The sequence below is a fragment of the Alphaproteobacteria bacterium genome (genome assembly GCA_019635875.1).
Classification (GTDB): domain Bacteria; phylum Pseudomonadota; class Alphaproteobacteria; order Reyranellales; family Reyranellaceae; genus JAFAZJ01.
Map to the genome: position 1 here is coordinate 154687 of JAHBYP010000004.1, position 22414 is coordinate 177100.

The following is a 22414-nucleotide window of genomic DNA, read 5'->3' on the forward strand; positions in this document are numbered from 1 at the left end:
GACAAGGCCCACCTCAAACGAGAATCGTGTCGGCGACCGACCAGGAAATCTCGGTGCGCTCGCCGACGGCGCGGCGACGGATGGCGGCGCTCGACGGCTCCTTCAGCACCATCGACGTGCCGTCGCCGGCCTGCAGCATGTAGCGGCAGCGCTCGCCGGCGAAAACGGCCTCGGTGACGGTGACGCTCAAGCGATTCTGCGGCGTCGTGGCGCTCCACGCGCTGTCGGCGAATCGCAGGCGCTCGGGCCGCGTGGTCAGCGTCACCTTGTCGCCGCTGGCCGGCCGGCCGGGGCAGATGGCGCGGATGAGTGCACCCTTGTACTCGGCGATGACGACGTCGTCCTCCATGCCGCGCACGATCGCCGGCAGGAAATTCGACTCGCCGATGAAGCCGGCGACGAAGCGGTTGTCCGGCCGGTCGTAGAGATCTTCCGGCCGTCCGACCTGCGCCACCTTGCCGTCGTTCATGACGGCGATCCGGTCGGACATGGTGAGCGCCTCTTCCTGGTCGTGCGTCACGTAGATGAAGGTGATGCCGAGATCGGCGTGCAGGCGGCGCATCTCGAGCTGCAGATTCTCGCGCAGTTGCTTGTCGAGCGCGCCCAGCGGCTCGTCCATCAGCAGCAGCCGGGGCTTGAAGACGACGGCGCGGGCAACGGCGACGCGCTGCTGCTGACCGCCCGAGAGCTGGCGCGGATAGCGCGCGCCATAGCCCGGCAGATGCACGAGTTCCAGCGCTTCGGCGACCAGCTTGCTGCGCTCCGCTTTCGGCACGCCGCGCTGCTTGAGGGGAAAGCCGATGTTCTCCGCGACAGTGAGGTGGGGGAACAGGGCGTAGTTCTGGAACACCATGCCGATATTGCGGCGATAGGGCGGCATGGCGACCACCGATCGGCCATCGATGGCGATGTCGCCGGCGGTCGGCGTCTCGAAGCCGGCGATCATCATCAGGGTCGTGGTCTTGCCCGAGCCGCTGGGGCCCAGAAGCGTCAGGAACTCGCCCGATCGGATGTCGAGTGACACGCCGTCGACGGCGCTGACGCGCTCAAAGGTCTTCTCGAGGCCGGTCAGCGAGACCGACGCGCCGCGACCGGTTCCATCCATGGCCGTCAGCTCAGCAGCCACTTGTTGAATTTCGCCAATACGATCTCGCGGTTGTCGATCCACCAATCATAATTGTAGTTGACCAGCTGCTTCTTGATGTCGGGGGAGCTCGGCAGCAGGGCCAGGCGCTCGGGCGGAATGTACTCGTTCGACTTGGCATTGACCGAGCCGTAGGGGATGCCCAGCGCGACGCGCGCCTGCGGGATCGCCAGGGTCGAGTAGGCCACGAACTTCATCGCGTTGGCCTTGTTCTTGGCGCCCTTGGGGATGCCCCAGGCGTCGCGCTTCAGCAGGCCCTGGTTCCAGCTGATCGCCGCCGGCACGCCGGCCGCCTGCAGCGCCGCCATGCGGCCGTTCCAGACCGTGGTCATGACGACCTCGCGGTCGGTCAGCAACTGGATCGGCACCGCGCCGGTGTCCCACCACTTGAACACGTCCTTCTTGATCTTGCTGTAGCTGGCCAGCGCCTTGTCGATGTCGATCGGGTAGAGCTTGTCGGCCGGCACACCCGCCGCCATCAGGGCGAACTCCATCTCGGGCCAGCCGCCGCCGCTGGTGCCGAACATCGCGCGATCGCCGGGGAATTTCCTGGTGTCCCAGAAATCCGCCCAGCCCGAGGGCACCGCCCCCTTGAACGCATCGGTGCGATAGGCGAGCACCTGGGCCCAGACCAGCATCTCCAGGCCGTACTCGAAGCGGTATTCGGATCCGACGCCGGAATCGATGATGTCGTAGTCGATCTTCTCGAAATAGTTTCCGAGCTTCTGCAGGTTCATGATCGAGCCGCGGCTGAGCTGTGCCAGGTCCCATTCGACATTGCCGGTATCGACCATCGCCTTGACCTTGGGGCCGGCGGCCCCCGGGAAAGCCCGCACCTTGATGCCGGTCAGTTTCTCGAACGACTCGTAATAGCCGCGCTGCTGGGCTTCCTGCATGGTCCCGCCGTAGCCGGCGATGCGGACCTCGCCGCTGCCCTTCAGGATGTCCGGCACCGTCGTCTGCTCGGGCCAGGCCGCCTGGCCGAAGCTGGGGCGGATGAAGGGAGCCGCCAGCGCGGCGCCGGCGAGACCGAGTGCGCCGCGGCGGCCGATCGTGTGCCTGTTCATCGAAGTGCCTGCCTTCCCGTTCGTCTGGTCAGAATGCGAGGAGATTCTCGCGGAAGTGCTTGTGCTCGTAGGCGCTGCGCACCAGGCCGCGGTCCTGCAGGGCGGGGATCAGCCCGTCCTCGATCTCGGCCAGGGTGCGGCGGTTGACGTTGGGCATGGAGAAGAGGAAGCCGTCGCCGCCGACTTCTTCCATGACCTCGCCCATGCGGGCGGCGACCGAGTCGGGCGTGCCGCAGAGCTCAACCGACAGGTCGACATTGTTGAAGCTCGCCATGGTCTCGCGGATCGAGCGGCCATTGGCGATCTTGCGGTACTGCTCGAGGTTCTGCTGGTGGCCGTTGGTCGTGACATGGTCGGGCAGCGGCTTGTCGAGGTCGAAATTGCCGAAGTCGATGTTGGTGACCTTGCCGAAATGCGCCAGGCGCTCTTCGATATGCTCCAAGGTGCGCGCGACACGCGCCTTTTTGCGCTCTTTCGCCTCGGCCTCGGTTTCGCCGAGGATCGGGTTGATGAGGTAGAGCACCTTGCAGTCCGAGGGCTTGCGGCCCTGCGCGATCATGTGCTTGTGCACGTCCTCGCGGTACGCCTTCATCGCCTCGATGCCCTTGACGTGCACCACGATGGTGTCGGCATGGGCGGCGGCGAACTTGCGGCCGCGTGGCGAGCCGCCGGCCTGGGCGATCACCGGCTGGCCCTGCGGTGCCGGGCCCGAGTTCAGCGGACCACGTGTGCTGAAGAACCTGCCCTGATAATTGACCGGGCGAACCTTGGTGTGATCGACCAGGATGCCGCTCTGGCGATCTGCGATGATCGCATCCGGCTCCCACGATCCCCACAGGCCGCGGCAGACCTCCATGTACTCGTCGGCCATGTCGTAACGCAGGTCGTGCTCGGGCATGCCCTGCATGCCGAAGTTCATCGCTGCGAAATCCGAGCTGCCGGTGACCGCGTTCCAGCCGATGCGCCCGCCCGACACCTGGTCGAGCGTCGCCACCAGGCGGGCCAGCAGATAGGGGTGATAGGCATAGGTACCGAAGGTGGGCACGATGCCGATGCGCGAGGTCACCTGCGTCATCAGGGCGGCGACCACGGACGGGTCCTGGCGCGGCACGGCGATGGCGTTCTTCAGGTAGATCTCGGTCGAGCCGTTGAAGCTCTCGCCGACGTAGGAGGAGTCCTCGAGCAGGATGTAGTCGAAGCAGGCGCGCTCCAGGCTGCGCGCCATATTCAGAAACAGCTCGGGCTCCATCCAACTCTGCCCGATATGGCCGGTCCACGGCTCGCCCCAGGCCTGCACACTCGATCCCTGAAGGAACCAGGCCATGTGAAACGGTTTGGGCATCCCAGCTCCATCGGCCGACCGGGCCGTCTGATGGGTTGGGATCAGGCAAATACCGTGCCGACCACCGTGCTATTGCTGGGGTGTTCCATTATCCGCAACGCATCAACGTGCCGACCGGCAACCGGTCAACACGCTCAACGACAAGCACCGGTCCTCACACACCTAACTTCCCCGCCCCGGTGCGGCCGAAGGCCGTCGCCTGAGGGCGCAGGCAAGCTGGCCTGATCAGAACGCGAGCAGGTTGTCGCGGAACTGCTTGTGCTCGTAGGCCTTGCGCACCAGGCCGCGGTCCTGCAGGGCAGGGACCAGCCCGTCCTCGATCTCGGCCAGGGTGCGGCGATGGACGTTGGGCATGGCGAACAGATAGCCGTCGCCGCCGACCTCCTGCATCACTTCGCCCATGCGCGCGGCGACCGAGTCGGGCGTGCCGGTGAGCTCGACCGAATAGTCGACGGCGTTGAAGCTCGCCATGGTCTCGCGAATCGAGCGGCCGTTGGCGATCTTGCGGTAGTTCTCGAGGTTCTGCTGGTGGCCGTTGGTCGTCACGTGGTCGGGCAGCGGCTTGTCGAGGTCGAACTGGCCGAAATCGATGTTGGTGACCTTGCCGAAATGCGCCAGGCGCTCCTCTATTCGCTCCAGCGCGATCGCCTGGCGCCGCTTGCGGCGCTCCTTGGCCTCGTCCTCGCTCTCGCCGATGATCGGGTTGATCAGGAAGAGGACCTTGCAGTCCGACGGCTTGCGGCCCTGCGCCACCATGTTCCGGTGCACGTCCTCGCGATAGGCCTTCATCGCCTCGATGCCCTTGGCGTGCACGACGATGGTGTCGGCGTGGGTGGCGGCGAATCTGCGACCGCGTGGCGAGCCGCCGGCCTGGGCGATCACCGGCTGGCCCTGTGGCGCCGGGCCCGAGTTCAGCGGACCACGTGTGCTGTAGAAGCGGCCGCTGTGGTTCAGCGCGTGCACCTTGGTGTGATCGACCAGGATGCCGCTCTGGCGATCGGCGATGATCGCGCCGGGCTCCCACGATCCCCACAGGCCGCGGCAGACCTGCATGTACTCGTCGGCCATGTCGTAGCGCAGGTCGTGCTCGGGCATGCCCTGCATGCCGAAGTTCATCGCGGCGAAATCCGAGCTGCCGGTGACTGCGTTCCAGCCGATGCGGCCGCCCGACACCTGGTCGAGCGTCGCCACCAGGCGGGCCAGCAGATAGGGGTGATAGGCATAGGTACCGAAGGTGGGCACGATGCCGATGCGCGAGGTCACCTGCGTCATCAGCGCGGCGATCACCGAGGGATCCTGGCGCGGCACCGACAGGCCGTGCTTGAGGTAGATCTCGGTCGAGCCGTTGAAGCTCTCGCCGACGTAGGAGGAATCCTCGAGCAGGATGTAGTCGAAGCAGGCGCGCTCCAGCGACCGCGCCATGTTGAGGAACAGCTCGGGCTCCATCCAGGTCTGCCCGATATGGCCGGTCCAGGCCTCGCCCCATGCCTGCGCGCTCGATCCCTGGAGGAACCAGGCGAGATGGAAGGGTTTCGTGGTCATCCGCGCTCCATGGCCGGCCCGGCCGGCGCCTCAGGTTACCCGCAACGCGTTCCCGAATCAGCCCGTCGAATCGGCCCGTCGCGTGCGCCTGTCGTCGACACGCGGTAGTCTGCGGCTGCTCTTCACCTCCGGTGAAAGAGGGACGCTCTCGCCGACCCGGTCGCCCGCACCGTCTACCTCGTCGTCTGCTTCGCGCTGTTGATCGGGCCAATGATGGCGTTGGCGGTATGGTATCCCGCGCGGCTGGCGCGCACCGGCGCGGGCGAGGCGGTGCTCCGCGACCAGGCGAGGATCGGCACGCGCGCCGGCAGCCTCGGTCCGACCCTCGACTTCGGCCGCGACGTCGCCGCGGGCCGGTACGGCAACGAAGTCCGGTAGCGGCAGAACACGATCTACGGGCTGGTCGGTCTCCGGCGGGCGATCAATGCGCTCGCCTTCGGCATCCTGATCTGGGCCGGCGAAGTCAATCGCCCCTGAGCAAACGGCGTGGCATGCTCCGCGCCATCCTGCATCCCGTGGAGCAAGCAATGATCGACTTCTATGCCATGGGCAGCCCCAATGTCGTGAAGATCTATCTCGCACTGGAGGAGATGGGGCTGGAGTACAACGTGCGGCCGCTCGACGTGTTCGGCGGCTCGCAGTTCTCGGACGAGTTCAGGAAGCTCAATCCCAACGCCAAGGTGCCGGTGATCGTCGATCGCGACGGGCCGGGCGGCAAGCCGTACACGGTCTTCGAGTCAGGCGCGATCCTGGTCTACCTGGCCGAGAAGACCGGCCGGTTCCTGCCCAAGGACGGCGCGGCGCGCTACGACGCGCTGCAGTGGATGATGGTGCAGATGACCGGCGTCGGCCCGATGTTCGGCCAGTTCGTGCACTTCACGCGCTACGCGCCCAAGGGCAACGACTACTCGCTCGACCGCTACCGCACCCAGGCCAGGCGCGTGCTCGACGTGCTCGAGGGCCGGCTGTCGGCGACGACGTGGCTGGGCGGTGCGGAGTACACCATCGCCGACATCGCCACCTGGCCGTGGGTGCGGCTGGTTCCGACGCTGATGGGTGCCGACGTCGCCAGGGACTATCCCAAGCTCAGCGAATGGGCGGCCCGCATCGCCGAGCGGCCGGCGGCGCAGCGCGCGGTCAAGCGGACCGACGAGGTGCGCACCAAGGTCACGGCGGTCGACAGGGCCAATCCCGACACGATGGACAAGGTCTTCGGCCGCGGCGCCTACAAGGTGGCGTGAGCGGCCTGGCGCGCACTCAACGGAAGACGAAGTAGCCGATCGCCGCTGCCGCGGCGAGAATGCCGACCCACGCCGCCGGCGACAGCGGCGCGGGTTGCGCCGGACCGCCGATGCCGATCACGCCGTAGGGATCGTGGTCGGCCGAGCCGTACCAGAACCTGCGCTGGGCGCGGGTCATGTCCTGGTCGATGCGCGCACCGGGAATCGCGTCGAGCAGCCGCTGATAGGCCGCCGGCACCGGGGTGGCCGACATCTGCCGCACCAGGCGGATGATGCCGCAGAAGACCCAGATGCCGTCGTCCCACGACTTGAAGAGATGGCGCTCGACGGCCCAGCGCCTGACCTCTCCCAGGGCCGCGGCGGCGCCGGCAAGGTCGCCGGCGCGCGCCCGCACGGCCGCGCGATCGAGCGCCGCTGCCACCCTTGGTTCATCCTCCTCGCCCGCGGCCCGCAGCATGCGCTCGCGCTCGTCTTCCCAGTCATGGGCCACGTTGAGCCTCCCTCGTCATGTTTGACCGTGATCGAGCCGCCAGGCCCCCAACCGCTCGAGGTTGCGCGTCAGCAGCGGATGCTGCGGCAGCTCGGCGAGGCCCTCTCGCAGCGTCGCCTCGGCTGTCGTCGCATCGCCCGTTGCCAGGCACGCCGCGAAGTGCGCGGCATAGGCGCCGGCGAGCGCGGGATCGAGCCCGATGGCGCTCGCGGCGGCAGCGCGCGCCTCGGTGAAGCGCTGCAGGTCGATGCAGGCGTTGGCCCGGCTGACCAGCGCCCTGGCGTAGAGCGGATTGATCGCCAGGGCGCGATCGGCATCGGCGAGCGCCTCGGCCGGCTGTCTCAGCCGTCGCCGCAGCACGCTGCGATTGTTCCAGGTGATCGCCGCCTCGGGCTGGGCGGCGAGAATGCGATCGCACGCCGAGAGCGCGGCCGCCGGTTCGAGGAGATCGACGACGAGATGGCTGATCGGGTCGAGCCGGGCGAAGCCGCCGCCGCGCTCGCAGCGATGCAGCGCACGCTCCAGCGCCGCACGTGCCGCGTCGCGGCGCCCGGCCCGGGCCAGGGCGAAGGCAAGGCTGCCCAGCGCGGCGACGTCGTGGGCGCCGGCCAGCGCCGCGGCGCGCTCGAGCCAGCGGATCGCCTCGTCGGTTCGCCCGGCCAGCTCGCAGGCGTTGCCCATGGCGTGCATCGCCTCGGCGTCGTCGGGCGCGAGCTCCAGCGCGTTGCGCGCGTATTCGATCGCCACGTCGGCCATGTCGAGCTGATGGAACAGGCTGGAGCGGTTGACCCAGGTGCGCGCCTCGTCGAACGGCGTGCCCTCGGCACCGCGCAACGGCGACCCGCCGGCATGGACGCGGCAGATGTCGACCAGGCGCGCGCAGGCCGCGCCCGCATCGGCCGGGCGTCGCGACGGCTCCTTCTCCAGGCATTGCAGGATGAAGGCGGCCAGCGGCATCGGGATCGACGGATCGTCGGCCAGCGGGCTGCGCGGCGGGGCATTCGCATGCAGGCGCGCGTAGTCGGCGCGGGCCAACCCGCCGCGCTCGATCAGCGGGTGGCCCGGCACGCAGGTTTCGAACAGCGCGACGCCCAGGGCGTAGAGGTCGCTCTGCACGCTGTGGCGCGGCTCGGCCAGCCACAGCTCCGGCGCCATGTAGGGCACGGTGCCGAGCAGGCTGCCGGCCAGCGCGTCGGTCTCGACCAGCCGGGCGACGGAGATGCCGAAATCGCCCAGCTTGGCATGGTCGGCGGCGCCGACCAGGATGTTGGCCGGCTTGATGTCGCGATGCACCAGCCCGCTGCGGCGCTGGCCATGCTCGAGGGCGGCGGCGATCTGCGCGCCAACCCGCGCCGCGAGCCGCCAGCCGCCGGCGCCGCGGGCGATGCGGCGCGAAAGGTCCTCGAAGCCGTCGAGAAACTCCATCACCAGGCAGGGAAGCCGCGCGTGCTCAAGCAGGCCGAAGGCGCTGACGATGTGCGGGTGAATGCCGAGCTCGACCCAGCGCTGCACCTCGTCGCGCAACAGCCGGCGCATCGAGGGATCGACCAGCACCTCGGATCGCAGGGTCTTGATCGCACAGGGCTGGCCGCGCCCGTTGACGCAGCGCAGGACGCGGCCGAAGGCACCTTCGCCGAGGACCGCTTCGACCCGATATGTGTCGCCGAGCAGGGTTCCCGGCACGATGTCGCGCCCGTCGATCGCCGCGCCGCGCCGCACCAGGGCGGTGGCCGTCGACGGCCCGTTGATCGACCGGCGCAGAAGCTTGCTGAACCAGCCCATGGCATCCCCCGGTGCAGTTGGGCGCGTGCGGCAGGCGGCGTCAATGATGTGTTGGCGCGGCGGGACGCAAGCGGGGCCGCCTGGCGGCGGCCCCGCCGCCGGCGGTGCTAGCGGCGCAGCCGGTTCAGCCTTTCGAGGGCCTTCGCTGAACCGTCGCGGACCTTCTCCGCGCCGTCCTTCCAGCGCTGCCAGCCGCGCGCGACATCCTGGTGATCGCGCGCCGACTGCTCGAAGGCCCGCTGGGCGGCGCGCTGCTGGTCGCGCTGGGAAACCTCGGCCTGGGCGTTGCCGGCAACGGCCAGCACGAGGACGAGGGCGGAAAGCGCCGCATGGATGGTCTTCATGGTCTGCTCCTGATCGTCTGTCTCTCACCACGACCCGATGTCGTGGTTCACTGCGTCCTACGCGGGCCCTTGGCCGATCTTGCGTGGCGGCGCGAAAAAGTTTCGCTCGGCTTGATCGACCACCGGTCGTCTGCCACCTTCGCGGCCGGGGATGGCGATGCGGTTTCCTGACACGCACTGGTCGATGATCCGGCGCGCCGGCGGCGCCGAGGCCGGGCGTCAGGCGCTCAACCAGGTGCTGGCGCTCTACCTGCCCGTCCTGCACCGCTATCTGACCGGCCATCGCCGAATGACGGCCGCAGACGCCGACGACCTGCTGCACGGCTTCGTGATCGACAAGATCCTCGAGCAGCGCCTGATGGAGCGCGCCGATCCGGCGCGCGGTCGCTTCCGCTCGTTGCTGCTGTCGACCCTGGAGAACTACCGCACCAGCCGGCATCGCGCCGCGAACGCCGCGCGGCGTTCGCCGGGGCCGGGCGGGCACCAGCCGATCGAGGCGGCCGACGACGTGCCCGCCGGCGACGATCCGTCAGCAGGCTTCGACGCGGTCTGGGCCCAGGGCGTCATCGCCGCCGCCGTCGAGGCGATGCGGGTGGAATGCGCCCGGGTCGGCCAGGCCGCGATCTGGAGCGTCTTCGACGAACGACTGCTGCGGCCGGCGCGGGACGGCGTCGAGCCGACCGGCTACGACGCGCTGGCGCGGCGCCTCGGGCTCGGCTCGACGACGGAGGCGCAGAATCGGCTGGGTACGGCCAAGCGCATGTTCCGTCGTCACCTGGAGGCGGTCATCGCCCAGTACGCGGCCGACCCGCGCGACGCCGAGGCCGAGCTACGCGACCTGCTGGCGATCGTCGGCGGGACTGCCTAGCGGCGTGCCTGGATTCCTCGCTGTGCTCGGAATGACAGCCATGGCTCCTAGCCACCGCTCAGCGCCTGCAGGATCTGCACGCGGTCGCCTTCGTGCAGCGCCAGCCCGAGATCGCGCACCTGCCGGCGGTTGACGAAGATGCGGATGTGGCGGCGGATGCGGTCCTGCTCGTCGACCATGCGGAAGCGGATGCCGGGATGGCGGCGGTCGAGATCGACCAGCAGGGCATCGAGCGTGCCGCCCTCGGCCTCGACCTCGGCGCGCTGGCGCGTGTAGGAGCGCAGCGGCGTCGGGATCAGCACCTTCATCCCGCGACCTCGGCCGCCTCGACGGCGTAGACATGCGGCAGATCCTGGGCGATGCGCCTCCAGCGCGCGCCCTCGTCGCTGCTGGCCCAGATGCTGCCGGTGGTCGTGCCGAAATAGATGCCCACGGGATCGCGCGCGTCCGCCGTCATCGCCTGGCGCAGCACGGTGAACCAGGCCTGCGACTGTGGCAGGCCGGCATCGAGGCGCTGCCACGTCTTGCCCGCGTTGCGCGTGACATAGGCCGCGGCCTTGCCTGCGACGCTGACGCGCGGCCATACGTCGGAGCCATCCATCGGGAAGACCCACACGGTTTTCGGATCGCGCGGATGCAGCACCATCGGAAAGCCGATGTCGCCGACGCTCCTCGGCATCTTCTCGCCGATGCGCTCCCAGCGGTCGGATGGCCGCTCCAGCCGGTAGATGCCGCAATGGTTCTGCTGGTAGAGCACGTCGGGCGCCAGCGGATGCAGGCGCATGCAGTGCGGATCGTGGCCGAACTCGGGGTAGGGGTCAGGGAAGAAATCGGCGCGGCAGCCAGCGTTCAGCGGCGCCCAGCTCGCGCCGGTGTCGCGCGACTCGAACACGCCGCCGCCGGACATGCCGATATAGAGATGCGCCGGATCGCGCGGATCGACCAGGATGGAATGCATCTTGGGTCCGTCGGGCGTGCCGTCCTGATCGTCGCCGACCCATTTGCCGTACATCGGATGGTCATTGAAGCCGGCGACCGGCGCCCAGCTGTCGCCGCCATCCTCGCTGCGGAACAGGCCCTGCGGCGAGGAGCCGGCATACCAGGCGCCGGGTTCGCTGGCGTGTCCCGGCGTCAGCCAGAAGACGTGATCGACGGCGCGCTGCTTCTCGCCCTCGTGGGTCTTGCGGAAAGCCGGCGGCCGCGATGCCTCCTTCCATGTCCTGCCGAAATCCAGCGAGCGGAAGACGGTCGGCCCGAGATGGCCGGTCTTGGCCGCCAGCAACAGCGTGCGCCGATCGCGTGGATCGAGCATCACGTGGTGCACCGTGTTGCCGAGGAAGTGCGGCCCGTCGGCCCGCCAGCTGCGCCGCGCGGCATCGCCGTGCAGCAGCCAGGCGCCCTTCTTGGTGGCGACCAGCAGGATGACGTGGCCTTTCGGACTCGGGCTTCGGGCGGTCGTCCGTTTCGTCGCTCGCGGCATCGGTCGTCTCAGAGGTAGTTAACCGAACGGTATTATAAAGCGGCGGGAATTGGCCGCAAGCCGCGGAGTGAGGTCGGGCGTCGGGAAATGCGAAAGCTGCGCCTCCACAGGACGAGGACGGTTCAATGAATGCGTTGAGCGAAAAGGTCGCGATCATCACCGGTGCCAGCGCCGGCATCGGCGAGGCGACAGCCCGGCTCTTTGCCCGCGAGGGGGCGTCGCTGGTGCTGGCGGCGCGCGGCCGCGAGGCGTTGGACAGGGTGGCAGGGCAGATCATCGCTGCTGGCGGACGCGCGGTGGCGCTGGCCGGCGACATCGGCGAGGAGGGCTTTGCCGCCGAGCTCGTCGCCACGGCCAGGCGCGCGTTCGGCGGCCTCGACATCGCCTTCAACAACGCCGCCGCGCTCGGCACCCTGAAGCCCGCGCCCGAGCTGACGACCGCGCAGTGGCGCGACGTGATCGCCACCAACCTCGACGGCGCGTTCTTCGCTGCCCGGCAGCAGATCCCGGCGATGCTGGCGCGCGGCGGCGGCTCGCTGATCTTCACGTCGTCCTTCGTGGGCTACACCGCGGGCATGCCGGGGATGGCCGCCTATGCCGCGTCGAAGGCCGGCGTGATCGGCCTGACCAAGGTACTGGCGGTCGAGGTCGCGGCGCAGGGCGTGCGCGTCAACGCGCTGCTGCCCGGCGGCGTCGACACGGCGATGGCCGCCGAGTTCGCCTCGACGGAGGAGACCAAGGCCTTCGTGCGCGGGCTGCACGCGCTCAAGCGCGTCGCGCGGCCGGATGAGATCGCCCAGTCCGCGCTCTATCTCGCCTCCGACGCGTCGAGCTTCACCACCGGCAGCGCGATGCTGGTCGATGGTGGCGTGTCGATCAACCGGGTGTGAGGATTGAACCGTTCAGCCCATGTCACCCTGTCATCCCGAGCGGAGCGAGGGATCCAGGGAGCTATCTGGATCCCTCGCTCCGCTCGGGATGACAGAAGGGTCTCGTCGACGGACGGGGGTTACCGCGCCTCCGTCCAGCTTTCGGAGAACGCCAGGCAGCAGGTGCTGAAGGGGCGGCCTTCGCGCTCGCGCTTCCACGCCAGACCCTTGGCCTGCACGCCGTTGCGCGTCAGGCGCGCGCCCGCCGCCGGTACCAGCACGGTGCACACGCCGTAGGGCCGCGGGTTGGGCTGGGCGTTGGGCTGGGTGTGAATCAGCAGGGGATCGCCGATGTCGTGCCAGGTCAGGGCGATCTCCTCGCCGCGCGCCAGCAGGTGCTCGGTCCAGAAGTAGCGTGGATCGCCCGACTTGCTGAACTCGGCGTCGGTCACGGCGATCGACAGGTCCTTGAGCTCGGGGTTCAGCATGCCCTGCACGGTCGACTGCAGCCAGCGCGCCATGGCGATGTTGTCGGAATAGATGCGCCAGCGGTTCTCGGTCAGCTCGCTCTTGAGGTAGAGCACGTGGCCCGGCCCGCCCGGCGAGAACAGGATGCGCCAGTAGCTGGCGTTCGTCGTATCGGGATCGCCGTCCTTCTCGCTCAGCCGGATGAACGGGTTCTCGCCCGTGACAATCACGCGATTGGCGTCTGCGGTGCTCATGTCGATGTCCTCCGATGACTAGTTGAGCTTGTACATCGCGCGCAGCGAGCCGCTGGGCGCCTTGATCTCGGTGATGCGCCAGCCCGCTTGCGTCGACACCAGCTCCAGCGTCACACGCTGCGGCTTGCCGAAGTTGGTGAAGGTCGCGACGCCCATCGCCGTGGTCGGGCCGGTCGACCAGGCGCTGACCGCGACATTGGCGATCTCCCAGTCCTGCGCGTCGATGAAGGGATCGCCGTTGAGCAGCGGCACCTCGCCGCGCTTCCTGGCCTCGGCGTAGTCCTTCTCCATCGCCTCGCGCAGCGGCGAGGCGAAGTAGCGCTCGGTCAGATTGTAGGGATGGCCCTTGAAGCCCTTCTCGGTGTAGGCCCGGTAGATCGAGTCGAGGAAGGCCTGCGGCGTGCCGGATTGCGCCATCAGGGGCGGCGCGGCCAGCAGCAATGCCAGCGCCAAGCCCGTTGTCCTGCGTGCGATCATGATGGTCTCCCCTTGTCGGGGCCATCCTAGCAGGGCTTGTCGATAAGATGGCTACAACGGTGAGGCGCCGAACAGCTCCCAGCCATGGCGCCGCAGCAGGTCCGCCAGCTCGATCTGGCTCATCGACCCGAAGCCGCGGCCGGTCTCTTCCTGCTCCTCGATCAGGCCGCCGGCTTTCGCCGGCGTGTAGAGGAACAGCACATGACCGGTCTCGGTGCCGGTGCTCTTCCAGGCGTGCCGCACGCCGCGCGGCATGAAGATCGTGCTGCCGGCACCGCAAACGGTGACGTCGTCGCCGATCAGGCAGGTGAGCTCGCCACGCATGACGTAGGCGACCTCGTCGCTGTCGCGGTGCAGGTGCAGCGTGCTTTTGGCACCAACGGGGGCCGAGCCCTCGAACATCATGATGCTGCCGTCGGTCTCGCGGCAGCGCAGCTTGAGCGACAAGCTGTGGCGCGGTGGTGCCCCATCCATGATCAGGTCCTCCCTGCGGTCCTGGGGTCGTCGACATCGCGCTCGAGATGCATGCCGGGGAAAGGCGTAACGGCGATCTGCGTCACGTCTTGCATGGAATGAAGTCGGTGCCAGGCTCCCCTGGGAACCACCACCATCGTGCCCGCGCGCAGCGAAAAGGAACGTGGTGGCCCGTCATCGCAGACGATCTCCAGTATCGCGGTGCCGCTCAGGATGTGGACCAGCTCATCGTCGGGATGGACTTCCCAATGGTCATTGCCGGAGGCCTTGATGGCGAGCAGCAGGCCGTCTCGATAGGGCGCCAACTCCGCGACGCTCCCCTTGCGGTCGGCGGGCGTTGATTGCGCGCTGCGCCGCGCCGTGGTGAGCGTCGCGAGCACAGTGTCGAGATCGATGATGACGGGCGGCCTGCTCTCCACGTCGCTCTCCGTATCGGTCCGGGAGAAACATAGGCGCCCGGGTCGATGGCGGTGATCTTCGCTTTCGTTGATCGTTGCCACGTTTTCGTGGCGCCGGCGCGGTGCTACGGTTCACCTCCATGGCGACTGGTGCCAGAACGGCGATGCATTGGGACGACGTGCGAGTGTTCCTCGCCATCGTGCGGCAGGGATCGATGCGCGCCGCCGGACGGTCGCTGGGTCTCAGCCAGCCGACCATCGCGCGCCGCCTGACCGCGTTCGAGGCCACCTTCGGCGGCGCTGCCCTGTTCGACCGGCTGCCCGAGGGTTTGCGGCTGAACGCCGCCGGCGAGCAGCTGGTGGCCGAAGCCGAATGCGTCGAGGACGCGGTGCTGGCATTGGAGCGGCGGCGCGCGGCGGCGTCTCCGGCGTTGACCGGCACCGTGCGCGTCTCGGCCGGAGAGTGCGCGGCCGGTTTCATCGCCCGCTGCCTGTCGGAGCCGGGCGCGACGCCGCTGCCATCTGGCATCACCCTCGAACTGATCGACGAGCGGCAGAACAAGAATCTCGTGCGGCGCGAGGCCGACATGGCGTTGCGCCACGAGCCGCCGGAGAGCGGCGACTTCTACGTCTTCAAGGCCGGCACCTTCGCCTGCTCGGTTTATCGGCGTCGCGGCACCGAGGCGAGCGGTTGGGTCACCTACACCGGGGAGCAGGCACACTATGAGCCCGCCCGGTGGGTGCAGCGGCAGATCGAGGAAACCGGCAAGCCGGTGGCGCTGCGTGCCTCTTCCATGCTGATGCATCTGGAAGCGATCCGCGCCGGCACCGGGCGTGGCGTGCTGCCCTGTTACGTCGGCGACGGCCACCCGCTGCTGGAGCGGGTGAGGCCACCAATCAAGGAGATTGCCGCCGACTACTGGGTCGTCGTCCATCGCGACCTGCGCCGCGCGGCGCATGTCCGCGCGGCCATCGACTGGATGAAGGCGACGTTCGCCGCACAGCGTGGCCTGCTGGCCGGCAATGGCCCGCAGGCGCGCCGGAGGCGATGATGCGGCGGCCGGGGCTCAGGCCGCCCGCTTCCAGGTGGGCTGGAGCTCGGGGTGAGGCGGGCAGGGCGCGACCCGTCCCACCGGCAGGCCGCCCAGCTCGTTGGCATAGGCGTGGTTGACGTCGCGGTGATGCGCTTCGTCGGCCCTGACCACCAGCACCACGTCGCGCAGGGTCGCGTTGTCGGCGAGACCCCAGTAGCGCCTGGCGATCGCCGGCGCCGGCACGTTGGCGGAGCGGCCCTCGTCGATCTCCTGGAGGTAGTGGGTGTAGCTGATCACCGCCTCTTCCTCGAAATAGCCGACGACGCGGTGCGCCGTCCTGGCGCTCACCAGGTAGAGCGCGAAGAAGAACAGGTAGAAGACCCACTGCACGCCGATGATCACGGCGCGCTCGAACAGCGTCGGCTTGCTGATCTCGACGAACGTCATGAGATGCATGCGCTCGTTCTCGGCCTCGTCCATCAGGGTCTTGATCCAGCCCTTGTCGTCGCACATGCGGCGCAGGCAGGCGAGGTGGTTGATCGTGGCGCCCACCATGCCGGGTACGGCGGCGACGGTCTCGAGCACGACGGCGCGATGGCCGTAGCGCTTGGCGAAGAACGTGTCGGCGGTCCAGCGCAGCATCTTGGTGAAGCCGAAGGCGATCCGGTCGGACAGGCCCTGCGGACGATGGCGGACGCCGAGATCGACGAACGGTGCGGTCATTGGAAACTCCACTCCACGCGACCTAGGTTCCAGCGGTCGCTGCGGAGCCCTATCTAGAGGGTGGCGCCCGATGGTCAAATTCCGGGCCTCACCTAAGTAGAACTGCGTAGGTCGAAGCGGGATTTGGCCGGAAGCGCCTGTCGTCCCGAGCGTGGCGAGGGATGACAGTGGCCGGTTCAGCTGGCTAGGAGGCCTTGGCTACGTCGTGGCCGCAGCGGGGTGGCAGCCGGCCAGCGCTCAGACGAAGCCGAGCAGCGCCGAGATGGAAGCGGCGTGGTCCTTGACCAGGGGCGCGAGGGTTTCGAGGCGATCGAGCGTCATGCGCCGCGCCGGTCCCGTCAGGCTGATGGCCGCGAACACGCGCCCGCTGGAATTGCGGATCGGCGCCCCGACGCAGCGCACATCCGGCTCGTGCTCGCGATCGTCGATCGCGTAACCGCGCTGGCGCACCTCGCCCAGCTGCCGTCGAAGCGCGTCCGGGTCCGTGATCGTGTTGGCAGTCAACGGCACCAGGCCGGCATCGATGATCCGCTGGATGACCGCATCGCCCTGAAACGCCAGGGCCGCCTTGCCGACGCTCGATGAGTAGCAGGCGCTCTCTTCCATGGTGATCGTGATGTTGTTGCTGCTGTTGGGTCGCAGGGAGCGCTGCACCAGGAGCATGTGGCTGCCGTTGAAGACGCACAGATGCGCGCTCTCGCCGGCGCGCTTGGTCAGCGCCTCGATGAACGGAACGGCGATCCGCTGCAGCTCCATGTTCGACAGAACGGCGCTGCCGTACTCGAAGAGCTTGATGCCCAGCCGATAGCGCTCGCGCGTCGCGTCCTGCTCGAGCAGGCCGCAATGGCGCATGCTGTCGACGATGCGGTGCGCCGTGCTCTTGGGCATGGCGCAGCGCCGCGCGATCTCCGTCACCGAGAGCTCGCGCGCCGTGCCGGAGAAGCAGTCCAGGATGTCGACCACCTTGACCAGGGACTTCAGCTGGTGGCCGGCATCTTCGCGGGACTCGGAACGATTCAGCGGCAAGCCTCCTCCGGGTTCGCGTGCCTCATGACCGGCCATGTCCGCCCGTGCCAAGCCATGCGCCCTGGAGCCACGGCTAGGCGGCGTGGGCGACGGATCCCGATCGGTCATAGGCGAGCACCGCCTTCAGCTCGCGGTCGATCGCGGCGCGTTGCGCGGCCGATGGCATCGCCATGGGCGCGCGCGATACGCCGGCCGCGGCACCCTGCTGGGTCAGGGCATACTTGACGCAGGCCGGCAGGTTGTCGCCGACGATCGTGTTCCAGAAGCGCAGCATGGCGGCGTGCATCTCCAGGCCCAGCGCATGGTCGCCGCGCTGCACGGCATCCCACAGCGCCACCGTGACGCCCGGGATCGCCGCGGGGTTGGCCGCGATCGTGCCGTGGGCGCCGAGCGCGAAGGAGGAGTAGAGCAGGGCGTCGACGGCGCTCAGGATCACCTTGCCCTTGGGCGTGGCGAGCAGCAGGTCGGCCATGAGCTTCATGTCGCCCTGGCTCTGCTTGACCCCGGCGATGCCGGGCAGCTCGGTCATCAGCCGGACCAGAAGCTCGGGGCGCAGATAGTTCCAGGGGATGACGTTGTAGATGATGACCGGGATGTCGGTCGCGCTGGTGATGGCGCGGAAATGGGCCATGGTGGCCTCGTCATCCGGCTTGAACAGGTAATGGACCGGCGTGATCTGCAGGCCGCTGACGCCGCCGAGGCTTTGCATGTCCTTGGCGCTCAGCAGGGCCTGGCGCGTGCTGTTGACGATGATGCCGGCGACGACGGGAATCTTGTCGCCGATCTCCTCCAGGGTGATCTCAACGGTGCGCTTCAGCTCGTCGCGCGTCAGCGTGTGGCCCTCGCCGGTGCTGCCGCCCATGCAGACGCCGTGCACGCCCTTGGCCAGCATGAACCGCGCCTGGCCGCGCAGGAGCTTTTCGTCGATGTCACCGTCCGCAGTGAACGGCGTGACCAAGGGCGGGATGATGCCGGTCAAGGGTCTGGCCATCTGGGTTTCCTCGCTTTTGTCCTGGATATCGGGACAAGTTTATGCACACGCAACCAAAGGCGTCAAATGGTGATGCATATAGTCCTGGATACCAGGACATTGTCCGCGCACCGCCGGCGTCCGATCGCCAGCGCGGAGAGGGCGCTGTCGAACTAATCCCGGTCCGGCGCGCCGAGGGGAAAGTAGTGACGGTAGGGCCGGCCGCCGTCCACCGCCCGCGCCACCGAGGGCCGGGCGAGCAGGCGGGCGCGGTAGGCCTTGAGGCTGGTGAACGGCGCCGGGATTTCGTGGGTCCAGTCCGCGTAAAACAGCGACGGCGCCGCCGCACAGTCGGCGAGGGTGAAGCTGTCACCCGCGGCCCAGGTTCGGGTGGTCATGCGCTCGTCCAGCCAGGCGTAGATGGTGTCCAGCATGGTCCGGGCCTCGTTGACCCCGTAGGGATCGCGGTCGGCCTCGGGGCGCAGCACGTCCCAAATGAACTTGCCCTGGGGCGTCATGACGTAGTTGTCGAACACCCGGTCCATCATCCGCACCTCCACAGCCAGGCCCGGGTCGGCCGGGATCAGGGCGACAGGGCCGGGATGGCGGGCGGCGAGGTGCTCGATGATGGCCGTGGCTTCCAGCACCGTGCGGCCGTCTTCCACAAGAATGGGGAACTTGCGGATCGGCCACAGGGCGGCGAAGCGGGCGTTGTTGTCCGGCTCGTCGGGGGCGATGGCGCGGAAGGTGAAGGGCGTATCGTTCTCGTACAACGCGATGAGCGCCTTCTGGGTGTAGGACGAGAACGGATGGCCGAAGATCTCGATGGTCATGCGAAGGCCTTCTGCTCGCGGCCTTCCAGCAGGGCCATGAGGTTCTCGATGTGCCAGGTCGTGCCGTGCTCGCGGCTGACCACCGCCTCGCGGCCGCCAACCAGGTACGAGCCCTGTTCGGTGTGGATCAGGCGGGTCTTGTCGCCCTCCGGCCTGAGTTCAAGGGTCAGCAGGGAAACCGACAGCTTCTCGCCGTCGCGGAACATGTCGTAGACAAGGATGATCCGCTCGTTTTCCACGATGTCGCGGTAGGTCGCCTGGAAGTCGGTGACCATGCCGCTGGGCCAGCGGGCGTGGAAGCGCTCCTCGCCGCCGACGCGGAAATCGAAGTCGCGATTCAGGGTCTCGATATCGCTGGGCGCCTTGAACCACTGGCCCTTGGCCTCGAGCGTCGCGTAGGCGGCGAAGACGCGCGCCGGCGAGGCCTTGAGCACGCGTTCGATGGTGAAGGTGGCGTTGACGACGGTCACTTGCACGGCTCCTCGGTCTTGTTCTCGCTGGCGGCCAAATAGGCCTCGAGCTGGTCGTATTGCTGCTCCCAGAAACGTTTGCGTTCGGCGATCCAGCGCTCGACGGTGGTCATGGCCCCGATCTCCAGGCGGCAGGTGCGCACGCGGCCCACCTTCTCGCTCGCCACCAGCCCCGACTCCTCCAGGATCTTCAGGTGCTGCACCACGGCCGAGAGGGTCATGGGCAGGGGCGCGGCCAGTTCGCTGACCGAGGCGGGACCGACGGACAGGCGCTCGACCATGGCCCGGCGGCCGGGATCGGAAAGCGCCTGAAAGGCAAGGTCGAGGGGCGAGATCCGATACTGTAGCATACACTTAAGTATTAGCGAAAGCCGCTGGATGTCAACCTCCGTCCGGCTCCACAGACGACGAGGGGAGGGTTACGCGTTTGTGCGTGGGGTGGGCGGAATCACCGCCTCGCCGTCGCGCTGGGCCATTCGCGGAGCGTGCACGCCACAGGATCGATCAGCGGCGACATGTGCCTGGCCCGCTGTCGGGCTGAGCTCAATCGGGCACCGCTCGTCGTCTGTCAGCGGGAGAATCCTGGTTGCCCGTTCACCGCGAGATCGGCTGATGGCGTTGGTGTGGTCCCCGCTCTTGCCCCCGCCGCCGAACGATGCGGCTTGATAGGGGGGCGATCGGCTTCACGCGGTCCCGGCCACTGCGGGCAGGCGCCGGACTCGACCACGGACATGCCGACACCGTCGACCCCGCGCGTTGGAATCGCGCTGGCGTCGAAGCCGTCGAGGCAGCGCACGTTGACCTCGTAATGGTCGGGCAGGGCGCGCTTTCGGTGGAAGGTGTAGATGCCGCAGCGCGAGCAGAAATAGTGCTTCGCGCGCATCGTGTTCCATCGATAGAGCGACAGCGCGTCCGCGCCGGCAAGGATCGTGAGCGCGCTTTCGTGCACGCGCGTCATCAGCGCGTTCTTCTTCACGCACAGCGAGCAGTCGCAGGTCGTGAGCTCTGTGATCTCGGCGTCGATGACGAAACGAACGGCGCCGCAGTGGCACGAGCCCCAGTACTGGCCCTCGTGGCGCGCCATCAGCTCCAGGCCGCGACGTCGAGGAAGGTGCTCTGGTACGTGGCGCCTTCGCCCATGTCGGTGTAGCGGTCGGAGCACAGCATGTTGACCGTGCCGGACACCGCTTCCTCGTCGGGCCGCTGGCCGGGCACCAGCACGATGCCCGGGCGCACCTCGTCGCTAACCTTCAGCATCAGGCCGACCGTGCCGCGCTGGTTGAACAGCTTCACCTTGTCGCCATTCTTCAGGCCACGCTTCTGCGCGTCCTCGGGATGCAGCACGCAGAGCGGTTGGCCCTCGCGCTTGCGCAGGAAGGCGACGCCGGAGAAGGCGGTGTGCGCCTGGAAGTAGCCCGGCGCGGTCAGCAGGCGCAGCGGCCAGCGTTCGGCGTCGCGCACTTCCTCGGGGTCGGGCGTCCAATCCGGCATCGGCGATACGCCCTGCCTGGCGAGTTGCTCGGAGTAGAATTCCAGCTTGCCCGACGGCGTCTTGAAGATCTGGCCCTCGTGGGTCGGCGCGATGTTGATCGGGCCGGCGGTGGGCAGGCTCTTGGTGTCGATCGTGGCGGGCTTGCCGGTCGCGCCCTTGAACAGCTCGGTGAGCAGCTCGGGCAGCGCCATGCCGAACACCGGATCGTTCAGGCCCATGCGCTGGGCCAGCGCCTGCGCCACCTGCACGTTGGAGCGCGCCTCGCCCTGCGGGTCGACGGCGCGCGGGCCGTACTGCATCCAGTAGGCGCCATAGGCGCGATACATGTCGTCGGTCTCGAGATAGGTCGTCGCCGGCAACACGATGTCGGCGTAGCGCGCCGTGGCCGTCATGAACGGGTCGTGCACCACCGTGAACAGGTCCTCTCGCGCCAGGCCCTGGCGCGTCTTGTGCACGTCGGGGTTGGTCACCGCGGGGTTGTTGGCGGCGATGAACAGGCCCTCGATCCGGGGATCCTTCATGTTGAGCAGCGCGTCGCCCAGGCGCAAATGGTTGACCGTGCGGCTGGTGGCGGGGCCGGAGGGCTTGCGGATGGCATTGTAGTTGAGGTCGCAGGAGGCGGCCGTCAGCAAGAGCGCGCCGCCGCCGCGCACGCCGTAGGAGCCGGTGACGCCGGGCAGCAGGCATACGGCGCGGCCAGCCTGGCCGCCCTGCGCCAGGCGGGTCATGCCCTCGCCGACACGGATCAGCACGCGCTTGCTCGTGCCGTAGATGCCCGCCAGCCGCTCGACATCGGCGACGGCAAGCCCGGTGATCTCCGCCGTGCGCTGCGGCGTGAAGCGCGGCAGCACCTCGGCCTCGAGCCTGTCGAAGCCCAGCGTGTGCGTCGCGATGTAGTCGCGGTCGACCTTTCTGTCGCGCACCAGGATGTGCATCATGCCCAGCGCCAGGGCGGCGTCGGTGCCGATGCGGATGGGGATGTGCCAGTCGGCCTTCTGCGCCGTGCGGCTGCGGCGCGGGTCGATCACCACGATCTTCAGCCCGCGCTTGCGCTGTTCCTCGACCAGCGCCCAGAAGTGGACGTTGACCGCCATCAGGTCGGCGCCCCAGGCGATCACCACCTCGGAATCGACCACCGATTCGGGATCGGCGCCGCCGACGCCGCCCACCGTCATCTCCCAGGCGGTCTCGCAGCAGGTGTCGCAGACCGTGCCGGCCATCAGCCGGCTGGCGCCGAGCGCATGGAACATGCCACCGATCAGTCCGCGGTTGGTCAGGCCCTGATGGGCGCTGTAGGCGTAGCCGAGCAGGGCGAGCGGGCCGGATCGGGCGATGATCGCCTTCCAGCGGCTGGCGATCTCATCAAGCGCCTCGTCCCAGGTGATCGGCGCGAACTTGCCGTCACCCTTCTTGCCGACGCGGCGCAGCGGCGTCGTCAGGCGCTCGGGCGAGTGCACGAGATCGACGTCGCGATTGACCTTGCCGCAGGCGAAGCCCGCGGTCAGCGGCTGGTCGGGATCGCCCTCGATCTTCACCACGCGGCCGTCCTCGACATGGGCGAGCAGCGAGCACATGTCGGGACAGTCGTGGGCGCACACCGTTCGAACGATCTTCACTGCGCGGACT

The 22414-nt window shown here is 68.4% G+C and carries 26 protein-coding genes; 5 read left to right on the forward strand and 21 right to left on the reverse strand.

The window, feature by feature from the left end:
* Positions 1–13: 13 nt before the first annotated feature.
* The 4 genes from KF889_15480 to KF889_15495 all read right to left on the reverse strand — a co-directional run bounded on the left by KF889_15480 (position 14) and on the right by KF889_15495 (position 5095).
* Entirely contained in the window at positions 14–1105 is a 1092-nt protein-coding gene (locus tag KF889_15480) for an ABC transporter ATP-binding protein (GenBank protein MBX3500842.1), read from the reverse strand.
* Positions 1106–1110: 5 nt separating this feature from the next.
* The gene (locus KF889_15485) at positions 1111–2211 is read right to left on the reverse strand and encodes an ABC transporter substrate-binding protein (protein MBX3500843.1); all 1101 of its coding nucleotides are present in this window, start codon (positions 2209–2211) and stop codon (positions 1111–1113) included.
* A 28-nt stretch (positions 2212–2239) separates the two neighbouring features.
* A complete protein-coding gene (locus tag KF889_15490) occupies positions 2240–3553 on the reverse strand; it encodes an NtaA/DmoA family FMN-dependent monooxygenase (protein MBX3500844.1) in 1314 nt (437 codons plus the stop codon).
* Between the two features lie 225 nt (positions 3554–3778).
* Positions 3779–5095: an NtaA/DmoA family FMN-dependent monooxygenase gene (locus tag KF889_15495; protein MBX3500845.1), complete on the reverse strand. Its 1317-nt coding sequence runs from the start codon at positions 5093–5095 to the stop codon at positions 3779–3781.
* Between the two features lie 213 nt (positions 5096–5308).
* On the opposite strand from KF889_15495, the gene KF889_15500 reads away from it, so the two are divergent.
* Positions 5309–5473 carry a hypothetical protein gene (locus tag KF889_15500; protein MBX3500846.1) on the forward strand — a complete coding sequence of 55 codons (165 nt, stop codon included), beginning with the start codon at positions 5309–5311 and terminating at the stop codon, positions 5471–5473.
* Between the two features lie 149 nt (positions 5474–5622).
* A complete protein-coding gene (locus KF889_15505) occupies positions 5623–6336 on the forward strand; it encodes a glutathione S-transferase N-terminal domain-containing protein (GenBank protein ID MBX3500847.1) in 714 nt (237 codons plus the stop codon).
* Positions 6337–6352: 16 nt separating this feature from the next.
* Here the strand turns inward: KF889_15505 and KF889_15510 are convergent, their stop codons facing one another.
* From KF889_15510 to KF889_15520, 3 genes are all read right to left on the reverse strand, one after another.
* Positions 6353–6826 (reverse strand): hypothetical protein, encoded by a 474-nt coding sequence (locus KF889_15510; GenBank protein MBX3500848.1) that lies wholly within the window; start codon positions 6824–6826, stop codon positions 6353–6355.
* A 15-nt stretch (positions 6827–6841) separates the two neighbouring features.
* Positions 6842–8608, reverse strand: a complete 1767-nt coding sequence (locus tag KF889_15515; GenBank protein ID MBX3500849.1) for a protein kinase — start codon at positions 8606–8608, stop codon at positions 6842–6844.
* A 107-nt stretch (positions 8609–8715) separates the two neighbouring features.
* Positions 8716–8952, reverse strand: a complete 237-nt coding sequence (locus KF889_15520) for a hypothetical protein (GenBank protein ID MBX3500850.1) — start codon at positions 8950–8952, stop codon at positions 8716–8718.
* Between the two features lie 157 nt (positions 8953–9109).
* On the opposite strand from KF889_15520, the gene KF889_15525 reads away from it, so the two are divergent.
* Positions 9110–9820 (forward strand): hypothetical protein, encoded by a 711-nt coding sequence (locus KF889_15525; GenBank protein MBX3500851.1) that lies wholly within the window; start codon positions 9110–9112, stop codon positions 9818–9820.
* Between the two features lie 47 nt (positions 9821–9867).
* Here KF889_15525 and KF889_15530 read toward each other — a convergent pair whose 3' ends face one another.
* Together KF889_15530 and KF889_15535 are read right to left on the reverse strand one after the other, a co-directional pair.
* The gene (locus KF889_15530) at positions 9868–10128 is read right to left on the reverse strand and encodes a MoaD/ThiS family protein (GenBank protein MBX3500852.1); all 261 of its coding nucleotides are present in this window, start codon (positions 10126–10128) and stop codon (positions 9868–9870) included.
* Complete coding sequence (locus tag KF889_15535) at positions 10125–11300, reverse strand: glycosyl hydrolase (protein MBX3500853.1); 1176 nt, start codon at positions 11298–11300, stop codon at positions 10125–10127. Before KF889_15535 ends, KF889_15530 begins: the two co-directional genes overlap by 4 nt.
* A 125-nt stretch (positions 11301–11425) precedes the next feature.
* Between KF889_15535 and KF889_15540 the strand changes: the two genes are divergently transcribed.
* On the forward strand, positions 11426–12190 hold the full coding sequence (locus KF889_15540) for an SDR family oxidoreductase (GenBank protein MBX3500854.1): 765 nt from the start codon (positions 11426–11428) through the stop codon (positions 12188–12190).
* Between the two features lie 119 nt (positions 12191–12309).
* Here KF889_15540 and KF889_15545 read toward each other — a convergent pair whose 3' ends face one another.
* Genes KF889_15545 through KF889_15560 form a run of 4 tightly spaced genes read right to left on the reverse strand, consistent with a single transcriptional unit; the run spans position 12310 to position 14261 of the window.
* Positions 12310–12891 (reverse strand): hypothetical protein, encoded by a 582-nt coding sequence (locus KF889_15545; protein ID MBX3500855.1) that lies wholly within the window; start codon positions 12889–12891, stop codon positions 12310–12312.
* A gap of 18 nt (positions 12892–12909) precedes the next feature.
* A complete protein-coding gene (locus KF889_15550) occupies positions 12910–13368 on the reverse strand; it encodes a DUF3828 domain-containing protein (GenBank protein ID MBX3500856.1) in 459 nt (152 codons plus the stop codon).
* A gap of 51 nt (positions 13369–13419) precedes the next feature.
* Positions 13420–13842 (reverse strand): cupin domain-containing protein, encoded by a 423-nt coding sequence (locus KF889_15555; protein ID MBX3500857.1) that lies wholly within the window; start codon positions 13840–13842, stop codon positions 13420–13422.
* 2 nt (positions 13843–13844) lie between these two features.
* Positions 13845–14261, reverse strand: coding sequence for a cupin domain-containing protein (locus KF889_15560; GenBank protein MBX3500858.1), 417 nt, complete (start codon positions 14259–14261; stop codon positions 13845–13847).
* 143 nt (positions 14262–14404) lie between these two features.
* On the opposite strand from KF889_15560, the gene KF889_15565 reads away from it, so the two are divergent.
* Positions 14405–15292: a LysR family transcriptional regulator gene (locus KF889_15565; GenBank protein ID MBX3500859.1), complete on the forward strand. Its 888-nt coding sequence runs from the start codon at positions 14405–14407 to the stop codon at positions 15290–15292.
* A 15-nt stretch (positions 15293–15307) separates the two neighbouring features.
* On the opposite strand, the gene KF889_15570 is transcribed toward KF889_15565, so the two are convergent.
* The 8 genes from KF889_15570 to KF889_15605 form a co-directional block, all read right to left on the reverse strand.
* Entirely contained in the window at positions 15308–15997 is a 690-nt protein-coding gene (locus tag KF889_15570; protein MBX3500860.1) for an alternative oxidase, read from the reverse strand.
* 237 nt (positions 15998–16234) lie between these two features.
* Positions 16235–17059, reverse strand: coding sequence for an IclR family transcriptional regulator (locus KF889_15575; protein MBX3500861.1), 825 nt, complete (start codon positions 17057–17059; stop codon positions 16235–16237).
* Positions 17060–17096: 37 nt separating this feature from the next.
* On the reverse strand, positions 17097–18014 hold the full coding sequence (locus tag KF889_15580; protein ID MBX3500862.1) for a dihydrodipicolinate synthase family protein: 918 nt from the start codon (positions 18012–18014) through the stop codon (positions 17097–17099).
* A gap of 152 nt (positions 18015–18166) precedes the next feature.
* Positions 18167–18826 (reverse strand): glutathione S-transferase family protein, encoded by a 660-nt coding sequence (locus KF889_15585; protein ID MBX3500863.1) that lies wholly within the window; start codon positions 18824–18826, stop codon positions 18167–18169.
* The gene (locus KF889_15590) at positions 18823–19302 is read right to left on the reverse strand and encodes an SRPBCC domain-containing protein (protein ID MBX3500864.1); all 480 of its coding nucleotides are present in this window, start codon (positions 19300–19302) and stop codon (positions 18823–18825) included. Before KF889_15590 ends, KF889_15585 begins: the two co-directional genes overlap by 4 nt.
* Positions 19293–19646, reverse strand: a complete 354-nt coding sequence (locus tag KF889_15595) for a winged helix-turn-helix transcriptional regulator (GenBank protein ID MBX3500865.1) — start codon at positions 19644–19646, stop codon at positions 19293–19295. The genes KF889_15590 and KF889_15595 overlap by 10 nt, the downstream gene beginning before the upstream one ends.
* A gap of 218 nt (positions 19647–19864) precedes the next feature.
* Positions 19865–20380 carry a GFA family protein gene (locus KF889_15600; GenBank protein MBX3500866.1) on the reverse strand — a complete coding sequence of 172 codons (516 nt, stop codon included), beginning with the start codon at positions 20378–20380 and terminating at the stop codon, positions 19865–19867.
* A complete protein-coding gene (locus KF889_15605) occupies positions 20380–22404 on the reverse strand; it encodes a molybdopterin-dependent oxidoreductase (protein ID MBX3500867.1) in 2025 nt (674 codons plus the stop codon). The genes KF889_15600 and KF889_15605 overlap by 1 nt, the downstream gene beginning before the upstream one ends.
* Positions 22405–22414 lie beyond the last annotated feature (10 nt).